Source organism: Sphingomonas sp. Leaf257, assembly GCF_001422185.1.
In the GTDB taxonomy this organism is placed as follows: domain Bacteria; phylum Pseudomonadota; class Alphaproteobacteria; order Sphingomonadales; family Sphingomonadaceae; genus Sphingomonas; species Sphingomonas yabuuchiae.
The window spans coordinates 320,712-337,596 of the sequence record NZ_LMMH01000012.1 but is presented as its reverse complement, the minus strand read 5'-3'; the positions used below and the strand labels follow the sequence as shown (position 1 = coordinate 337,596).

Annotated in this window: 15 protein-coding genes; 9 read left to right on the top strand and 6 right to left on the bottom strand. The window is 66.1% G+C overall.

What is annotated here, in order from left to right:
- Positions 1-226: 226 nt before the first annotated feature.
- Positions 227-1,591: a putative O-glycosylation ligase, exosortase A system-associated gene (locus ASF14_RS09380; RefSeq protein ID WP_056434381.1), complete on the bottom strand. Its 1,365-nt coding sequence runs from the start codon at positions 1,589-1,591 to the stop codon at positions 227-229.
- Positions 1,584-1,745, bottom strand: coding sequence for a hypothetical protein (locus ASF14_RS21870; protein ID WP_168371515.1), 162 nt, complete (start codon positions 1,743-1,745; stop codon positions 1,584-1,586). The genes ASF14_RS09380 and ASF14_RS21870 overlap by 8 nt, the downstream gene beginning before the upstream one ends.
- Positions 1,746-1,842: 97 nt before the next feature.
- On the opposite strand from ASF14_RS21870, the gene ASF14_RS09375 reads away from it, so the two are divergent.
- Positions 1,843-3,045 carry a TIGR04063 family PEP-CTERM/XrtA system glycosyltransferase gene (locus tag ASF14_RS09375; protein WP_056434379.1) on the top strand — a complete coding sequence of 401 codons (1,203 nt, stop codon included), beginning with the start codon at positions 1,843-1,845 and terminating at the stop codon, positions 3,043-3,045.
- Between the two features lie 4 nt (positions 3,046-3,049).
- Complete coding sequence (locus ASF14_RS09370) at positions 3,050-3,730, top strand: hypothetical protein (protein WP_056434377.1); 681 nt, start codon at positions 3,050-3,052, stop codon at positions 3,728-3,730.
- Between the two features lie 244 nt (positions 3,731-3,974).
- Here the strand turns inward: ASF14_RS09370 and acnA are convergent, their stop codons facing one another.
- On the bottom strand, positions 3,975-6,662 hold the full coding sequence (gene acnA / locus ASF14_RS09365; protein WP_056434375.1) for an aconitate hydratase AcnA: 2,688 nt from the start codon (positions 6,660-6,662) through the stop codon (positions 3,975-3,977).
- Between the two features lie 391 nt (positions 6,663-7,053).
- Between acnA and ASF14_RS09360 the strand changes: the two genes are divergently transcribed.
- The 6 genes from ASF14_RS09360 (at position 7,054) to ASF14_RS09335 (ending at position 9,813) form a co-directional block, all read left to right on the top strand.
- Entirely contained in the window at positions 7,054-7,254 is a 201-nt protein-coding gene (locus ASF14_RS09360; protein ID WP_056434373.1) for a hypothetical protein, read from the top strand.
- A gap of 152 nt (positions 7,255-7,406) precedes the next feature.
- Positions 7,407-7,967 carry a helix-turn-helix domain-containing protein gene (locus ASF14_RS09355; protein WP_056434371.1) on the top strand — a complete coding sequence of 187 codons (561 nt, stop codon included), beginning with the start codon at positions 7,407-7,409 and terminating at the stop codon, positions 7,965-7,967.
- Positions 7,968-8,019: 52 nt separating this feature from the next.
- On the top strand, positions 8,020-8,367 hold the full coding sequence (locus ASF14_RS09350) for a hypothetical protein (protein ID WP_056434369.1): 348 nt from the start codon (positions 8,020-8,022) through the stop codon (positions 8,365-8,367).
- 52 nt (positions 8,368-8,419) lie between these two features.
- On the top strand, positions 8,420-8,878 hold the full coding sequence (locus tag ASF14_RS09345; RefSeq protein ID WP_056434367.1) for a hypothetical protein: 459 nt from the start codon (positions 8,420-8,422) through the stop codon (positions 8,876-8,878).
- Positions 8,875-9,333 carry a hypothetical protein gene (locus tag ASF14_RS09340; RefSeq protein WP_056434365.1) on the top strand — a complete coding sequence of 153 codons (459 nt, stop codon included), beginning with the start codon at positions 8,875-8,877 and terminating at the stop codon, positions 9,331-9,333. Before ASF14_RS09345 ends, ASF14_RS09340 begins: the two co-directional genes overlap by 4 nt.
- A 111-nt stretch (positions 9,334-9,444) precedes the next feature.
- A complete protein-coding gene (locus tag ASF14_RS09335) occupies positions 9,445-9,813 on the top strand; it encodes a phasin family protein (RefSeq protein WP_056434363.1) in 369 nt (122 codons plus the stop codon).
- A 55-nt stretch (positions 9,814-9,868) separates the two neighbouring features.
- Here ASF14_RS09335 and ASF14_RS09330 read toward each other — a convergent pair whose 3' ends face one another.
- Genes ASF14_RS09330 through ASF14_RS09320 form a run of 3 tightly spaced genes read right to left on the bottom strand, consistent with a single transcriptional unit; the run spans position 9,869 to position 15,889 of the window.
- Positions 9,869-11,470 (bottom strand): efflux transporter outer membrane subunit, encoded by a 1,602-nt coding sequence (locus ASF14_RS09330; RefSeq protein WP_082442154.1) that lies wholly within the window; start codon positions 11,468-11,470, stop codon positions 9,869-9,871.
- On the bottom strand, positions 11,470-14,697 hold the full coding sequence (locus ASF14_RS09325; RefSeq protein ID WP_056434359.1) for a multidrug efflux RND transporter permease subunit: 3,228 nt from the start codon (positions 14,695-14,697) through the stop codon (positions 11,470-11,472). Before ASF14_RS09325 ends, ASF14_RS09330 begins: the two co-directional genes overlap by 1 nt.
- 7 nt (positions 14,698-14,704) lie before the next feature.
- Positions 14,705-15,889, bottom strand: a complete 1,185-nt coding sequence (locus ASF14_RS09320) for an efflux RND transporter periplasmic adaptor subunit (RefSeq protein WP_056434358.1) — start codon at positions 15,887-15,889, stop codon at positions 14,705-14,707.
- A gap of 264 nt (positions 15,890-16,153) precedes the next feature.
- On the opposite strand from ASF14_RS09320, the gene rpiA reads away from it, so the two are divergent.
- Positions 16,154-16,825, top strand: a complete 672-nt coding sequence (gene rpiA / locus ASF14_RS09315) for a ribose-5-phosphate isomerase RpiA (RefSeq protein WP_056434355.1) — start codon at positions 16,154-16,156, stop codon at positions 16,823-16,825.
- Positions 16,826-16,885: the final 60 nt, after the last annotated feature.

The following is a 16,885-nucleotide window of genomic DNA, read 5'->3' as shown; positions in this document are numbered from 1 at the left end:
TCATGACGATACGGTCATTTCTGGTCCGGTCAATCGGCAAGGGGAATAGAGTCGGACTTCGACGCCATGGATTGATCCGGAAAACGGAAATTCGCCCCAAGGACGGGGCGGACATGAAGGCATGTCCACATCAATCGTATCGGATATGGATGCATCCCCGGTCCGGTACCCGGCGAAACTGGGGGCGATCTGGCTTCGTCTGTTTCTCTTTTCGGGGAAGATCGGATTATGCCGCCGATGAAAGTCGGCCAGGCATGGCGCGACCGGGCACCTTCAGGCGCGCCTCGCGGGACTTGCGGGTGAGATAGGTATCCAGCCCGATCTGCGCGGCGATCAGTTGATAGAGGAAGGGGTTGTACGCGATCCCGACAAAGGCCGCGCCGAGTAGATAGATCATATGCCCGTGCTGGAGCGCGCCCGCCAGCTGGCCGCCCCAGTGCAGCGAGTCGTCGGTGCTGCGATAACGCCGCCGCAGCGCCTCCATCCGCAGCAGTCCCGCGATGTTGATGCCCAGCCACAGGAACAGCCCCGGCCAGCCCTGTTCGCCCAGCATCTCGAAATAGCTGGAGTGATAGGCGCGGGCGCGGTCGGTCGTGACCTTTCGCTGGACCTTGCTGTCATGCGCCGAACCCTCGACCACGGTCAGGTCGTAGCGGAAGCTGTTCTGGAGATAGGCGTCGAACCCGCCGCCGAACGGATTGGAGGCGGCATAGTCGAGGGTCCATTTCCATACCGCCAGCCGGGTCGAGGCGGACTCGTCCCCCTGATAGCTGCGGATCGTGTTCATCCGCTCGGTATAAGAGGAGGGGAGCAGCGGCACGACCGCCATGCCCGCCACCGCCAGCATGCCGATATAGAGCAGCCGCCGCTTCACATCGCGCAGCATCAGGATGGCGAGTAGCCCGATACACAGCAGCCCCGTCCGCGCCGAGGTGCCGACCGGGATCAGCAGGCAGGCGAAGATCAGCCCGATCCCGAACGCCCGCACCCGCAGGTCGGGCGGATAGACCGTGCCGTATCGCATGAACCACAGGATGATCGGAATGACCGCGATCGCGGCGGTCGAGATGATGCTGCCCTCGTACAGCCCGGCATTGTTGCTGACCATCAGGTTCAGCTCGCCATAGCCGCCGCCGGAGAACAGCGTCTTGATGCCCCCGACGATCACGATCGACGCGACCGACAGCATCATGAACAGCAGCAGCGCCTCGATCCTGAGCCGGGTGCGCAGGGTCAGCGGCAGGAAGACGGCAAAGGCCAACGCCTTCCACACCCAGTCCCATTTCTCCTTCGCCTCGGTGGGGAAGTCGGCGCCGAAAAAGGTGGTGAGGGCGCAATAGGCCAGCAGCAGCAGGATCGCGCCCTGCCGCACGGTAAACCGGCTATCGCGCTTGTCGTCGGACATAGCCCAGCCGCCCACCGCCGCGATCACCGCCATCAACGAGATGGGCACGGTGTTGAGCAAATAATAGGTCAGCCGCTGCGGCGAGACGATGTCGATATAGATATAGGCTAGCACCATCAGGAACGGCCGCCGCAGCCCCAGCGCAAAGAGGCTGAACAGAAATCCGATCAGGAACAGGTCACGCATCGTCGAGGCGCCGCTTGGCCATGGGCTTCCGGCCATGTCTGCTCGCGGCGGGGCCGATATCGCCCTCATGGTCCAGGTCGCGCCGTCCGACCAGCCGCCAGGCCGCGATCAGCATCAGGCCATGGGTCAGCAGAAGGGCAAAGCTGTCGATCATCGCCCGTTTCCTCAAACCCTTAACGCTACTTCCGGGACCTGCTTATAAACCGGCGGTTGACGCGGCGTTAAGGGCTGGCATGACAGGTCGTAAGCTGATGCGTATCCTGCATATCCTAGACCATGGGCTGCCGCTGCAAAGTGGTTATACCTTTCGCACCCGTGCCATCCTGAAGGCGCAGGAGGGGGCGGGGCATGACGTCGCGGCGGTGACGGGCGTTCGGCAGGGGGCAGTGGACGCCGCCGTCGAGACGCTTGACGGCCTGACCTTCTATCGCACGCCGGTTGCGATGCGCGGGGGGCTGGTGGGCGAGGCCGCCGGACTGGCCGCGCATGTCCGGGCGATCGACCGGGCGGTGACGGCCTTCCGGCCCGACATCCTTCACGCCCATTCGCCCGTGCTCGACGCGCTGGCCGGGCTCGCTGTCGCGCGGCGGCGGCGATTGCCGCTGGTCTATGAGATTCGGGCCTTTTGGGAGGATGCCGCGGTCGGCAACGGCACCGGTACGGCCGGAAGCGCCCGCTACCGCGTGACGCGCACGCTGGAAAGCTGGGCCTGTCGGCGCGCCGATGCGATTGCGGTGATCTGCGAAGGCCTGCGCGGCGACCTGATCGCGCGGGGGCTGTCGCGGAACAAGATCATCGTTTCGCCCAATGGCGTCGATCTGGGGCTGTTCGGCCAGCCGCTCGCCCGCGATGAAGCGCTGGCCGAGGAACTGGGACTGGCCGATGCCGAGGTGATCGGCTTCATCGGCAGCTTCTATGATTATGAAGGGCTGGACGACCTGATCGCCGCCATGCCGCGACTCGTGGCCGCACGACCCAAGGCGCGCCTGCTGCTGGTCGGCGGCGGCCCGATGGAGGCGGCGCTTCGGGCACAGGCGGACCGTTCGCCCGTGGCGGCGGCGATCCGCTTCGTCGGGCGGGTGCCTCACCAGCAGGTGGAACGATATTACAGCATGGTCGATATCCTGGCCTATCCGCGCAAGAAGATGCGGCTGACCGATCTCGTCACGCCGCTGAAACCGTTGGAGGCCATGGCGCAGGGCAAGCTGGTCGCCGCGTCGGATGTCGGCGGGCATCGCGAGCTGATCGAGGACGGGCGGACGGGGACGTTGTTCGCGCCCGACGATCCGGCGGCGATTGCCGATGCGCTGGCCGCCCTGCTGGCCGATCGCGGCGGCTGGGACGCGCGGCGCGCGGCGGGCCGGGCGTTCGTCGAAAGGGAACGCAATTGGGCGTCGAATATCCGGCGTTACGAACCTGTTTACCAACGATTGTTAGACGGGGCGAAGACGTAAGATCATGACCTTCACCGCCATGCCCCCTCAACGACGCTTCGGACCTGCCTGGATCGGCGGGGCCGTCGGACTGTTCGCGATCCTGCTCGTCATGATCGTGCCCGACTGGCGGCTCGAGTCGCTGGTCTCGAGCCTGAGCCTCGGCGATATCCTGGCCGCCGCCCGACCGCCGCTGGGCATGAAGGCGCGGATGCTGCTCGCGCTGGTCGCGGGGCTGGGGGCGGGGGCCGTGACCTGGGCGGTCGTCTATCTGCTCTGGGGACCCGGTGGTCTGCTTGCGCGCCGCGCCAAGCCAGTGCGCGACGACGATGACGAGGATTATGTGCCCGCCGTACGCCGTTCCGACCGCCACCCGGACGCGCCGCCGCGCCGTCCGTTGAACGCCGCCGAACTGGGCGCCCCGCCGCCGCCGGTCGAGGAGGACATTGTCGAGCGGACGCTGCCCGCCGATCTGGACCAGCCGCTTTCGGCCTATGACCCGGAGGCGATCCTGTCGACACCGCGCGAGCCCATGCGCCCGGCTCCGGCCGAACCCATGCCGATCCCGCCGATGCGCGAGCCGGCGCCGGAGGAACGGGGTGCCGCCCTGCCGCTACCCGATCGACAGGATGAATCGATCGAGACGATGCTCGACCGGCTGGAGCGTGAGACGGCCCTGCGTAAGGCGCAGCAGCGCAAGATTTGACGGGAAGGGGGCTTGCCCCTCCACCACCGCTTTGCGGCGGTCCCCCTCCCCAAGCAGAGCTTGGGGAGGATTTGGTGCATCCTTATTCCTCCCTGTGCGAAGCACGGGGAGGGGGACCGCCCGGCGCAGCCGGGTGGTGGAGGGGCAAGCCTTTACCCATAAAAAAGGCCCGCCCGGATCGCTCCGGACGGGCCTTTTTGCGTAACCGCGAAGGCGGACCTTTCGGCCCGCCCCCATGGGCGACTTACGCCGCCAGGTTGCGCAGCACGTACTGCAGGATGCCGCCGTTCAGGAAATATTCCAGCTCGTTGACGGTATCGATGCGGCACTTGGTCAGGAAGGTCTCGGTCGAGCCGTCCTTGCGGGCCAGGATCACTTCGACATCCTGACGCGGGCGCAGGCCAGCGACGTTCTGGATGGTGAAGCTCTCGGAGCCGTCCAGCTTCAGCGTCTCGCGGGTCACGCCCTCGGCGAACTGAAGCGGCAACACGCCCATGCCGACCAGGTTCGAACGGTGGATACGCTCGAAGCTTTCGGTGATGACCGCCCGCACGCCGAGCAGATTGGTGCCCTTCGCCGCCCAGTCGCGCGACGAACCCGTGCCATATTCCTTGCCCGCGATGATGACGAGCGGCGTGCCGTCGGCCTTGTGACGCATGGCGGCGTCATAGATCGGCATCACTTCGCCGTCATACTGGGTCATGCCGCCTTCGACGCCGGGCACCATCTCGTTCTTGATGCGGATGTTAGCGAAGGTGCCGCGCATCATCACGTCATGGTTGCCGCGACGCGCGCCATAGGAGTTGAAGTCCTTCTTGGCGACCTGATGCTCCTGCAGGAAGGTGCCTGCGGGGCTGTCGGCCTTGATCGAACCGGCCGGGCTGATGTGGTCGGTCGTGATCGAGTCGCCCAGGATGGCGAGCGGCTTGGCCTCGATGATGTCGGTGACGGGCTTCGGCGTCATCTCCATGCCCTCGAAATAGGGCGGGTTGGCGACATAGGTCGAGCCGGTCGGCCAGGCATAAGTGTCCGAGCCGGCCACTTCGATCGCCGACCACTTGGCGTCGCCCGCATAGACATTGCCGTAGCGCGAGCGGAACATCTCGTCGTCGATGTTCGCATCCATCAGGCTGCGGACTTCGTCGTTCGAGGGCCAGATGTCCTTGAGGTAGACGTCCTGGCCGTCCTTGCCCTGGCCGATCGGCGTCTCACGCATGTCCTGCGTGACCGTGCCCTTCAGCGCGTACGCGACGACCAGCGGCGGCGAGGCGAGGAAGTTGGCGCGCACGTCCGGGGACACGCGGCCTTCGAAGTTGCGGTTGCCCGACAGGACCGAGGCCGCGACGATGTCGTTGCCGTTGATCGCCTTCGAGATCGGCTCGGCGAGCGGACCCGAATTGCCGATGCAGGTGGTGCAGCCATAACCGACCAGGTTGAAGCCGATCGCGTCGAGATCGGCGGTTAGGCCCGCCTTGTCGAGGTAATCGGTGACGACCTGCGAACCGGGGGCGAGCGAGGTCTTGACCCAGGGCTTGGGCTTCAGGCCCAGCGCGTTCGCCTTGCGGGCGACCAGACCGGCGGCGACCAGCACCGACGGGTTCGAGGTGTTGGTGCAGCTGGTGATGGCGGCGATCACGACGTCGCCGTCGCCGATGTCATGGCCACGGTCATCGACCGAGACGCGCGCGGGGGCGTCCTTCTTGTACACCTTGGCGAGGTCGGCGTTGAACACGTCGTCGACTTCGGTGAGGACGACCTTGTCCTGCGGACGCTTCGGCCCCGCCAGCGACGGCACGACCGTCGACATGTCGAGTTCCAGCGTGTCGGTGAAGACGGGGTCGGCGGCATCGTCATGACGCCAGAAGCCGTTCGCCTTGGCATAGGCCTCGACCAGGGCGACATTGTCGTCCGAACGCGCGGTCAGGCGCATATAGTCGAGCGTCTTGTCGTCGATCGGGAAGAAGCCGCAGGTCGCGCCGTACTCGGGCGCCATGTTGGCGATCGTCGCACGGTCGGCGAGCGTCATCGACGACAGGCCGGGGCCGTAGAACTCGACGAAGCGGCCGACCACGCCCTTGGCGCGCAGCATCTGGGTGATGGTCAGCACCAGGTCGGTGGCGGTGATGCCTTCCTGGAGCTTGCCGGTCAGCTTGAAGCCGACGACTTCCGGGATCAGCATCGACACGGGCTGGCCGAGCATCGCGGCTTCCGCCTCGATCCCGCCGACGCCCCAGCCGAGCACGCCCAGGCCGTTGATCATCGTGGTGTGGCTGTCGGTGCCGACCAGCGTGTCCGGATAGGCGATCGTCGCGCCGCCCTTGGCATGCTCGCCGCTCTCGGTCGACGACCAGATGGCCTGGCCGATATATTCCAGGTTCACCTGGTGGCAGATGCCGGTGCCCGGCGGAACCACCGAGAAATTGTCGAGCGCCTTGGAGCCCCACTTCAGGAACTCATAGCGTTCCATGTTGCGCTGATATTCGAGGTCGACATTATCCTCGAAGGCCTGCGGCGTGCCGAACTCGTCGACCATGACCGAGTGGTCGATGACGAGGTGGACGGGGACCTGCGGATTGATCTTGGCCGCGTCGCCGCCCAGCTTGGTGATCGCGTCGCGCATCGCGGCGAGGTCGACCACGCAAGGCACGCCGGTGAAGTCCTGCATCAGCACGCGGGCCGGGCGATACTGGATCTCGCGGTCCGAACGCTGGGTCTTCTGCCAGTCGACGATCGCTTGGATATCCTCGCGCGTGACGGTCTTGCCGTCTTCGAAGCGCAGCAGATTCTCCAGCAGCACCTTCATCGAGAAGGGCAGGCGGCTGATGTCGCCGAGCTGCTCGGAAGCCTTGGCGAGGCTGTAATAATCATAGCTCTTGCCGTCGACGTCGAGGGTCGAGCGGGTGTTCAGGCTGTCCTGGCCTATCGCAGTCATGGGCGTCCCTTCATGGTCGAGCCGGGCACGCCCAGTGGGACACGGCAGCATGCAGCCGCGAGCAGGCGCGCCGGGGAAATCTCCGGTTGACGCCAGCGGCCTTAGCAAGGGGTTGCCCGACAGGGAAGGGTGCAGCGCAGTGAAAGCCATTCGCAACTTCGGCCCGTAGCTAACCGCGTCCTGGCCCGGCAGGCCTGCGGCGGACGACTGGTCGCAAGCGTGAAAATGCGTGGAACAGCCATGGTCGATAGCGGGTTCAGATGGTCATGGATGGAGTTCGGACAATGCGTGCCCTGAAGAATGATCGGTCGATCACCTTATATGGTCCTGCGGGACGCACGGGATCGGCCGATGGGCGTGTGTTCGCCGTGCAGTACCGGCGGTGGCGGAAATGACCGGGAACCCGCCGCGCAAGGATGTCCGCCGTCCCGATCCGATCGTCGCGGTCGGCCTGTTGACCCAGCGCGATCTGGACGTTCTGGGGTCGGGATTTCGCCGGTCTTTTCCGGTCGAAGAGGACACGGCCTTTGACGACCTGCTTCAGGCTCTCGATTCGATCGAGGCGATTCATGTGCCGCACCGGAAGGACTGACCGGCCAGGAATAAGCGCCAAGAGCGATTAACCTTGATTATTAATGGTTCATCTCCCCCGCATCGGAGACGGAACCGCTTGGCGAGCCCCCGTCCGTCCGGCTAGGGCAGCGTCATGGCTGGACCGATTATCCGGCGCGACCGGAAAATGAGATGACGCCCGAACGCTTCGCCCTGCTCACCCGCCGCCACCGCGAATGTCTTCGCGGGGTCAAGGCGCTCAAGGGCTCGAAGGAAATCGCCACCGAACTCGGCTTGGGCAAGTCGACCGTCGACAGCTATCTGGCCGAGGCGGTGCGGCTGCTCGGCGCGCGCAATCGGCGCGAGGCGGCGATGGCGCTGGACGAATATGAGGCCCAGGCAGACGCCCAGTCGAATGACCAAGCTATTGAAGAACAAGAAGAAGCTACCCCGCATAAAATCATACCCGATTTTACGGGGCTAGTTCCCGAACCGCCGACCATGCCACTTCCGATGGCACCGGATGGGAGTACGGTCGGTGGGGCGGTGCAGGACGGCCATGTCCACGCATCGCCCCGCTTGTCCCTTCCCGTCCGGCGGCAAGGGCAGACACGCAACGACATGAGCATGGCCGAAAGGCTGCTCTGGGTTCCCACGATCGCCGTCGCACTCGCCATCGGCTTCGGCATGCTGGCGACGGGACTCGACGTGATGACCCGGGTGATCGGACGTTTGACGCATCTTGCCGGATGACCATCCTCCATGTCGCCCAGGGGCGCATGGACCAGATCAGGGGGCACAGGCGATGACGACGGAACATGAAGCGGCTCTTCAGGTGACCCAGCTCCTGTGGAAGCTGGAAAACGAACTCGACACGGCGTTCGCCACGGCAGGCGAACTGGCGATGGCGCTGCCCCGTGCGCGGGCCGAGGCGCGGCTGTCGGCGGTGGTCGGCCAGCACGCCTTCGAAATGCTGGGCCAGGCGATGATGGCCATCGGCCAGGCCCGGGGCCATGCGGTTCAGAGCCACCGGATTCTAGAAAAGGTCGGCCAGACCATCGGCTTCGATGCGGACGAATATGGCGACAACCGTCCCAAGCCGCCTCAGACGACCGGCATCGTCGAGGCCCTGCCGTTGCGCGCGGCTGCCTGATCCCGGCGCGACGCGGCGTGTCCTTCTCCCATCCTGGCCAGCGGGGCACGCCGTGACGCACATCTATATCTTCAACTTCCTTCAGGCGCTGGTCTGCCTCTATGCGCTGACGTTGGGCGGCTGGCCGGAGCGGGCGACGGCGGTCATCCTGCTTTGCGCCTCGGTGGCGACCATCGTGCTGCCCTTCGATCCCTCCACCAGTTTCCGCAGCGTTGAGACACTGGAACTCGTCATCGACGTGGCACTGATGGGCGGATTGATGGCGGTCGCGTTGCTCGCCAATCGATTCTGGCCGCTCTGGCTGGCCGCGCTGCATCTGCTGGCGGTCGGGATTCATGGGGTCAAGGGGTTCGACACCGCGCTGATGCCGTGGATGTATGCCCAGGCGGGCGGCAAGCTGGCCTATCCCATGCTCGTGTTGCTGGCGGCCGGGGTGCTGCGGCACCGGATCAGGCTGGCGCGATATGGCACGGACCCCGACTGGTCGCTGCCTTGGCGTGGTATCCGATGAATAGTGATTTGCGACTGCTGCACTGGCCCGCCGAGGACCGGGCGAGCTTCGGACGCTTCACCGCCGTGATGGCGGATGTGCAGGCGCGCATCCAAGCCATTTCCGGCGAGGCGAGCGGCGTTCCGGTGCCGCGCCCGCCGCGCGTGCCGACGCCGCGCGAATGCGCCGCGATGATCCTGAAGCACCGCCACGATGTCCGCGCGATCGCCGGGGGCGATGCCGATATGTTCGGCGATCCGGCATGGGAGATCGCGCTCGCCGTCTTTCATGCCGAAGGGCAGGAGAATGACGCCGCGCTGCTGGAAACGGCGGGGCTGTCGCCGAGCGGTCAGGTCGGCGAACGCTGGATCAAGCTGCTGCTGGCGCGCGGGTGGGTCGAGCGGCACGACGACGGCCATCTGCACGCGACCGAGAAGATGATCACCATCCTGAACGGCTATTTCACGCGCCTTTGAGCCGCGTTCGGGTCGGATTGTGAACTTTCATGTCACGGCGGTAACGCCGTGCAACTCCTGAACCCTCCGCGGGTTCAACCGACACGGGCATAACCACAGGAGAAGACGGACATGGCCGAGGATATCGGAACGGGCGGCGGCGCGGGTGCGATCGGTGGCGATATGGGCGCGGGCGCCTTCACCGACCGGATGAAGGGTGCGGGCGAGGCGATGCAGGCGACGGGTCAGAAGATGGCCGAGGGCGGCTCGCAGGTCACGCTCAAGATGCTCGAACAGGCCGAGACGAACACGCGCGAGGCCTTCGCCGCGATGCGCTCGGCAGCGTCGGCCAAGGACCTGGGCGATGTCATGCGCATCCAGACCGAGTTCCTCCGCGAGCAGGGCAACCGCTCCATGTCGCAGGCGCGTGAGATTGGCGAGATGATCGTCCAGTTCGGTCGCGACGCGGTCGGCGCGGCGCGCGGGCCGAAGCAGGACTGAAGCGCAAACCCTCACCCTTCCAGGTAAGTGGGAAGGGTGAGGGTCGCTCTGTCGCTTAATTGCCGGGGCTTAGCGCTACCGGTCCATTGGCGGTGGCCTCCAGCAGCGAGTCCCCACCGAGCACCCGGTACAGCGTCACCCGGTTGCTTGCCGCCGTCAGCTGCGTCGCGATCACCGTCCGCTGCGCCGAATAGAGCGAGCGCTGTGCATCCAGTGTATTGAGGAACGGCGTCACCCCGCCGCGATAGCTTGCTTCGGTCAGGCGATAGGTGTCGCTCGCGGCGTTCAGGAAACGACGATTGGCGCCCAGCTGGTCGTCGATCGTCCCCTGCCGCGCCAGCGCATCGGCGGTTTCCTGGAAAGCGGTCTGGATCGCCTTTTCATAGGTCGCGAGCGCGGCATCGCGCTGGGCCTGCGAATACTGGACGTTCGCCACGCCCGCGCCCGCCTGAAAGATCGGGTAGCTGACCGATGGCGCGACCGAATAGTTGAAGCTGCCGCCCGAGAAGAGCGAGGTCAGGGCGGTGCTGGCAAAGCCGACCAGCCCGGTCAGCGAGATGCGCGGGAACAGGGCCGCCCGCGCCGCGCCGATCTGGCCATTGGTGGCGCGCAGCAGATATTCGGCCTGCACCACGTCCGGACGGCGCAGCAGGATGCCCGAGTCCAGTCCGGCCGGCAGCGTCGCGACGGTCGGCGCGGCTTCTTCGATCGAGCGGGGCAGAAGCGTTGTGTCGATCGGCGCGCCGACCAGCAGTTGCAGCGCGTTGACGTCCTGCGCCACGGCGGTCTTCTGGAGCGCAAGGTCCGCCTCGGCGGTCGCCAGCACCTGTTCGGCCTGGCGTAGATCGGTGCGTGGCGAGATGCCGCCCTGAAGCCGGGCACGGGTCAGGGTGACGCTGCGCTCGGCGCTGGCGGCGGTCTGCTGCGCGATGGCGAGCAGGCTCTGGTCCGCGCCGTAATTCAGCCAGGCATCGGCAATGTCTCCGACCAGCGTCAGCCGGGTCGCGCGCGCCGCCGCCTCGGTCGCGAAATACCGGTCGAGCGCCGCGCCGGTCAGCGAGCGGATGCGTCCGAACAGATCGAGTTCGAAGGCGTTGACGCCCAAATTCACCGACCAGGCGCTACCGCTGCCATTCGCGCCGGTGACGATGCCGCCGGTCCCGCCCGTATCGACGCCGCCATTGCCGACGCCGGTCCCCGTGCCGCCATCGACGGTGCCGTTGCCGGTCCCGGTGCCCGTTCCTCCGGTGTTGCCGGTACCGCCCCCCGTGCTGCCGCCGCCGACCGCGCTCGATCCCGCGCCGCCCGACCCGCGATCCGTATAGCTGTATCGGCCCGTCGCGCTGACGGCGGGGAACAGGCTGCCGCGCTGGATGCGGTATTGCGCACGGGTGGAGGCGACGTTCGCCGCCGCCACGCGCAGGTCGCGATTATTGACCAGCGCCTGGGCGATCAACTGCTGCAACCGCGCGTCACGGAAGATGTCGCTGTAGCGAACGGTGGGCAAAGCTGCTTCCGACTGGCGGAGATAGGCATCGCCGACCGGCCAGGAAGGCGGCACCGGCGTCGCGGGCCGCTCATATTTCGGAGCCAGCGAGCAGCCCGACAGCGCGGTGGCGGCGAGCAGCAGGGCAGGGAGGGGGGACAGGATACGCATCAGGCCTTCTCCGCTCCGCCTTCGGGGGCGGGACGATGCCCCGCGCCATGCTCGCTCATCGGCTTGCCCCGCAGCCGGGCCAGACCGTTGCGGACCGACCGGCGGACCAGCACGAAGAACAACGGGATGTAGAAGATCGCCAGCACGGTTGCGGTCAGCATGCCCCCGATCACGGCGGTGCCGATGGCGATACGGCTGTTCGCGCCCGCGCCGGTCGAGATGGCGAGCGGCAGCACGCCGAAAATGAAGGCGAAGCTGGTCATCAGGATCGGCCGCAGACGGATCTTGGCGGCCTCCAGCGCGGCGTCGATGACGCGCTTGCCCTGTTTCTCCGCCTGCTCGGCAAACTCGATCATCAGGATCGCGTTCTTTGCCGCCAGCCCCATGGTCGTCAACAGACCGATCTGGAGATAGACGTCGTTGGTCAGCCCGCGCAGGGTCACGAAGGCCACCGCGCCGATCAGGCCTAGCGGAATGACCAGCAGCACCGCGAACGGGATCGACCAGCTTTCATAGAGCGCGGCCAGGCACAGGAAGACGACCAGGATCGACAGCCCGTACAGGATTGGCGCCTGTCCACCCGACAGCCGTTCCTGATAGGACAGGCCCGCCCAGGCGATCGACGTGCCGGGGATTTCCGCCGCCAGCTCGGTCATCCGCTTCATCGCGTCGCCCGAGCTATAGCCGGACGCGGCCGAACCCTGGAATTCATAGGACGGGATGCCGTTGAACCGCGACAGGGTGGTCGGCGCCACGCCCCAGTTGATCGTCGAGAAGGACGAGAAAGGCGCCATCTGGCCGCTCGACCCGCGCACGAACCACTGCTTCAGGTCCTCCGGCTCGGAGCGATAGGGCGCGTCGCCCTGGACGAAGACGCGCTTCACGCGGCCGCGATCGATGAAGTCGTTCACATATTGCCCGCCCCAGGCGGTCGACAGGGTCGAGTTCACCTGCTGCTGCGTCAGGCCCAGTGTGGACAGCTTCTGCTGGTCCAGATCGACGCGCAACGTGGCGATGTCGGGAAGCTCGGTCAGGCGGACCGAAGCCAGCATCGGGTCGGCATTGGCCTTGGCGAGCAGCTGGTCGCGCACCGCCTCGAACTTCTCCAGCGGCATGCCGGAGATATTCTGCAGCTCCATGGTGAAGCCGTCCGACTGGCCGAGGCCGCGAATGGCGGGGGGAACGAGGGCGAACACCTGCGCGTCGCGAAGCCCGCGGAATGCGGCGGAGGCGCGGCCGGTAATGGCGTCGGCACTGTTCTCCTTGCCCTTGCGGTCGGCCCAGTCGACGAAGTTGATGAAGCCCTGGCCGGTATTCTGACCGCTGGTGCCGCCCCCGCCGCCACCCGCGACCGAGAACAGGACCTTGACGTTCTTGCCCTCATGCTGGGCGAAATACTGCTCGACCTGCCGCTGCACTTCCATAGTGCGGCCCTGGGTCGCACCGGCGGGCAGGCGGAACTGGACGATGGCCGATCCCTGGTCCTCGGTCGGCAGGAAGCCGGTCGGCAGGCGTAGGAACAGCACCGCCAGCAGCGCGACGACGCCCGCATAGATCAGCAGGAACAGCCATTTGCGGTCGACGACGGTGCGCACGCCCGAGACATATTTGCCGACCATCCAATCGAAGCGGGTGTTGAACCCGTCCTTCGCCCGCTGGAGGACATGCGCCACGCGGGGCGCCTTTCGCTCCAGCCACGCGCCGTCCTCATGCTCCTTGGCCTTTTGCTTGAGCAGGCTGGCGGTGAGGGCGGGGGACAGGATGATCGCGACCGCGACCGACAGGATCATCGCCGAGACGATGGTGATCGAGAACTGGCGATAGATGACGCCGGTCGACCCGCCGAAGAACGCCATCGGCAGGAACACCGCCGACAGGACGAGCGCGATGGCGACAAGCGCGACCGTGATCTCGTTCATCGACTCGATCGTCGCCTCGCGCGGGGTCATGTCGGGATTTTCCTCGAGCAGACGCTCGACATTCTCCACGACCACGATCGCATCGTCGACCAGCAGGCCGATCGCCAGCACCAGCCCGAACAGGGTCAGCGTGTTGATCGAGAACCCGGCCAGATAGAAGATGGCGAAGGTGCCCAGCAGCACGACCGGCACCGCGATCGTCGGGATCAGCGTCGCGCGCCAGCTTTGCAGGAAGACGAACATGACGATGACGACCAGGATGATCGCCTCGATCAGCGTCTTGACCACCTCGTCGATCGACAGCTTGATGAAGGCGGTCGTGTCGTTGGCGTAGGCGATCTTCAACCCTTGCGGAAAGCCCTTGGCGACGCGGGTGATCTCGGCCTTGACCAGCTCGGCGGTCTTCAGCGCGTCGGCGCCCGGTGCCATCAGGACGGCGATACCGGCACCCGGATGCTGGTTGATCCGGCTGACCGCGGCATAGCTTTCGGCGCCCAGCTCGATACGCGCCACGTCGGACAGCTTGACGGTCGCGCCGTTGTTCAGCGTCTTGACGATGATCTCGCGGAATTGCTCGGGCGTCTGGAGCCGCGATTGCGAGGTCACGGTGGCATTCAGCATCTGGGTCGTTGCCGAGGGCGTACCGCCGACCTCGCCCGCCGCGACCTCGGTATTCTGGTTCTGGATCGCGGTCGTCACGTCCGAGGGCATCAGCTGGTAGGAGGCCAGCTTTTGCGGGTTCAGCCAGATGCGCATCGCATATTGCGAACCGAACACGTTGGTGTCGCCGACGCCTTGGATACGGCCCAGCGGGTCCTGGAGATTGGAGACGAGGTAATCGGCGACGTCCTGGTTCGTCATCCGGTTCGTCTCGTCATAGACGCCCGCGATCAACAGGAAGTCGGGGTTCGACTTGCGGACGACCAAACCCTGTTGCTGCACCTGCTGCGGCAGTCGCGCGACCGATTGCTGGACCTGGTTCTGGACCTGCACCTGCGCGATGTCGGGGTCGGTGCCCTTGGCGAAGGTGGCGGTGATCGTCACCGAGCCACGACTGGACGAGGAGGACTGGAAATAGAGCAGCCCGTCGATGCCGGTCAGTTGCTGTTCGATGACCTGGGTAACCGAGTTCTGCAGCGTCTGGGCGGAGGCACCGGGGAAGGTGGCGCGGATCGACACCTGGGGCGGCGCGACGTCGGGATATTGCGCGATGGGCAGGCCCATGATCGCGCCGACGCCCGCCAGCATGACGATGATGGCAAGGACCCAGGCGAAGATGGGACGATCGATAAATACGCGGCTGAGCATGGTCCGGTCAGCCCGCCTTGCCCTTGGCGGCCTGCATCTTCTTCAACTGTTCGGGCGAGGGGGGCTGGACCTTTTGCGGGCTGTTGGCGGGCACCGCGCGCACGCTCTGGTTGGGGCGCAGATTGTTCAGGCCCTGGGTCACAATCTTGTCACCGGGCTTCAGGCCGTCGGTGACGACCCAGAAGGCCCCTTGCGTCCGCTCGGCCTTGACCGTCTTCTGCTGCACCTTGTCGTTCGGGCCGACGACGAACAGCGTCGCATTGCCCTTCGGATCGCGCGCGATCGCCTGTTGCGGGACCAGGAAGGCGCTGGTGTCGATCGCCTGGGCAAAGCGGGCACGGACGAACATGCCGGGCAGCAGCAAGCCTTGCGGATTGGGGAAGCGTGCGCGTAGCGTCACGGTGCCGGTCTGCTGGTCGACGACGGCCTCGGCGAACTCGACCCGGCCGGTCTGGCCGTAATCGGTGCCGTCCTCCAGCCTAAGCGTCACATTGGCACTGGCGGGGATCAGGCCGTCGCGCGCCGACAGGCTGCGGCGCAGCGACAACAGGTCGGTCGCCGACTGCTGGATATCGACGAAGATCGGGTCGAGCCGCTGGATCTGTGCCAGCGGATCGGTCTGGCCCGCGCTGACCAGCGCGCCGACGGTGAACAGCGATCGGCCGATGCGCCCCGTAATGGGGGCGGGGACGGTGGTGAATTGCAGGTTCACGCGCGCCGTCTCCAGCGCGGCACGGGTCTGCGCCACCTGCGCGGCGGCCTGGCGGGCGCTGGCCTGGGCGTTGGTATAGTCCTGCTTCGAGATCGCCTCGATCTGCGCCAGCGGGCGATAGCGTTCGGCCAGCGTCCGCGTCGCCTCGGCATTGGCCTGCGCGCTTTGCAGATTGGCGGCGGCCTGGTTGACCGAGGCGCGATACAGGCGGGGATCGATTTCGTAGAGCGGCTGGCCGCGCTTCACCAGCGTGCCTTCGGTGAAGAAGCGGCGGCGGATCACGCCGGTCACCTGGGGCCGCACGTCCGAGCTTTCAAAGGCGGTGGTGCGTGCGGCGAGTTCGGTCACGATCGGCGCGTCGGTCGGCTGGACGGTCACGTAACCGACGGTCGGGGTCTGCTGCTGTCCGCCGGCTCCGCCCTTTGCCTTGCCCTTGTCTCCGCCGCCACAGGCCGACAAACTGACCAGCGCGAGAGCCATGGCCGTCCCGGCAAGCGCCGGGCGACCGCGAAAACCTGCAAAGTTCAATTCGTTCACCTGCCTGAATTGTGCCGCGGAGCCGGCCCGCGCCTTAATGCGCGAGACGGCGAAACGTTGCTGACCTGTGTCAAATTGCACGAACGGGGTTCGAAAAGGCAAGTGATCATGGCCTAAACCGTCCGTCTTAATTGTCGCAATTTGTCGCGGTGCGGCAAAAGCGCGGGCGGCGGGAGCCTTTGGGTTTCCGAAGCATTTTCAACGTACATGACCGATCGTGATGCCGATAAGCGCCTGGCTGCCGCCGCCGCGGTGGATGAGGTATGCGACAATATGCTCGTCGGGCTGGGCACCGGGTCGACGGCCGCCCATGTCATCGCGCTGCTCGCCGAACGGGGCCTGACCATCGAGACGGTGGCCACCTCCCGGGCCAGCACGGAGCTGGCCGAGCGATTGGGGTTGAAGGTCCGGCCATTCGACACGGTGGTGCGGGTCGACCTGGCGATCGACGGCGCGGACGCCATCGACGCCGACTTGTCCGCCGTGAAGGGCGCCGGCGGGGCCATGCTGCGGGAAAAGATCGTCGCGGCCGCCGCCGACCGGATGATCGTCATCGCCGACGGCTCCAAGCGGGTCGAGCGGCTGCAAGGCGCCAAGCTGCCGATCGAAATCCTACCCTTCGCCCGCGCCTTTGCGGTGGAACGGCTTTCCGGGCTTTTTGAGCGGCTTGACGAACGAACCGGTTATCTGACCGACAATGGCAACATCGTGGTCGATGGCCATGGCTGGAACGATGCCGACCTGCCGGGGCTGGCGGAGGCGCTGGCGGCAATTCCGGGCGTCGTCGGGCACGGCCTGTTCCTATCCGAGATCGACGCCGCCTATATCGCCGACAATGGGGTCGTTACCCGGCTGGAACGGGGACGGAACCCGCGCTAAGGCGACCCTGCATGGCAACCAGAGCGAGCGCGGAGGCGTTCGATCGCACATAAAGAGGAT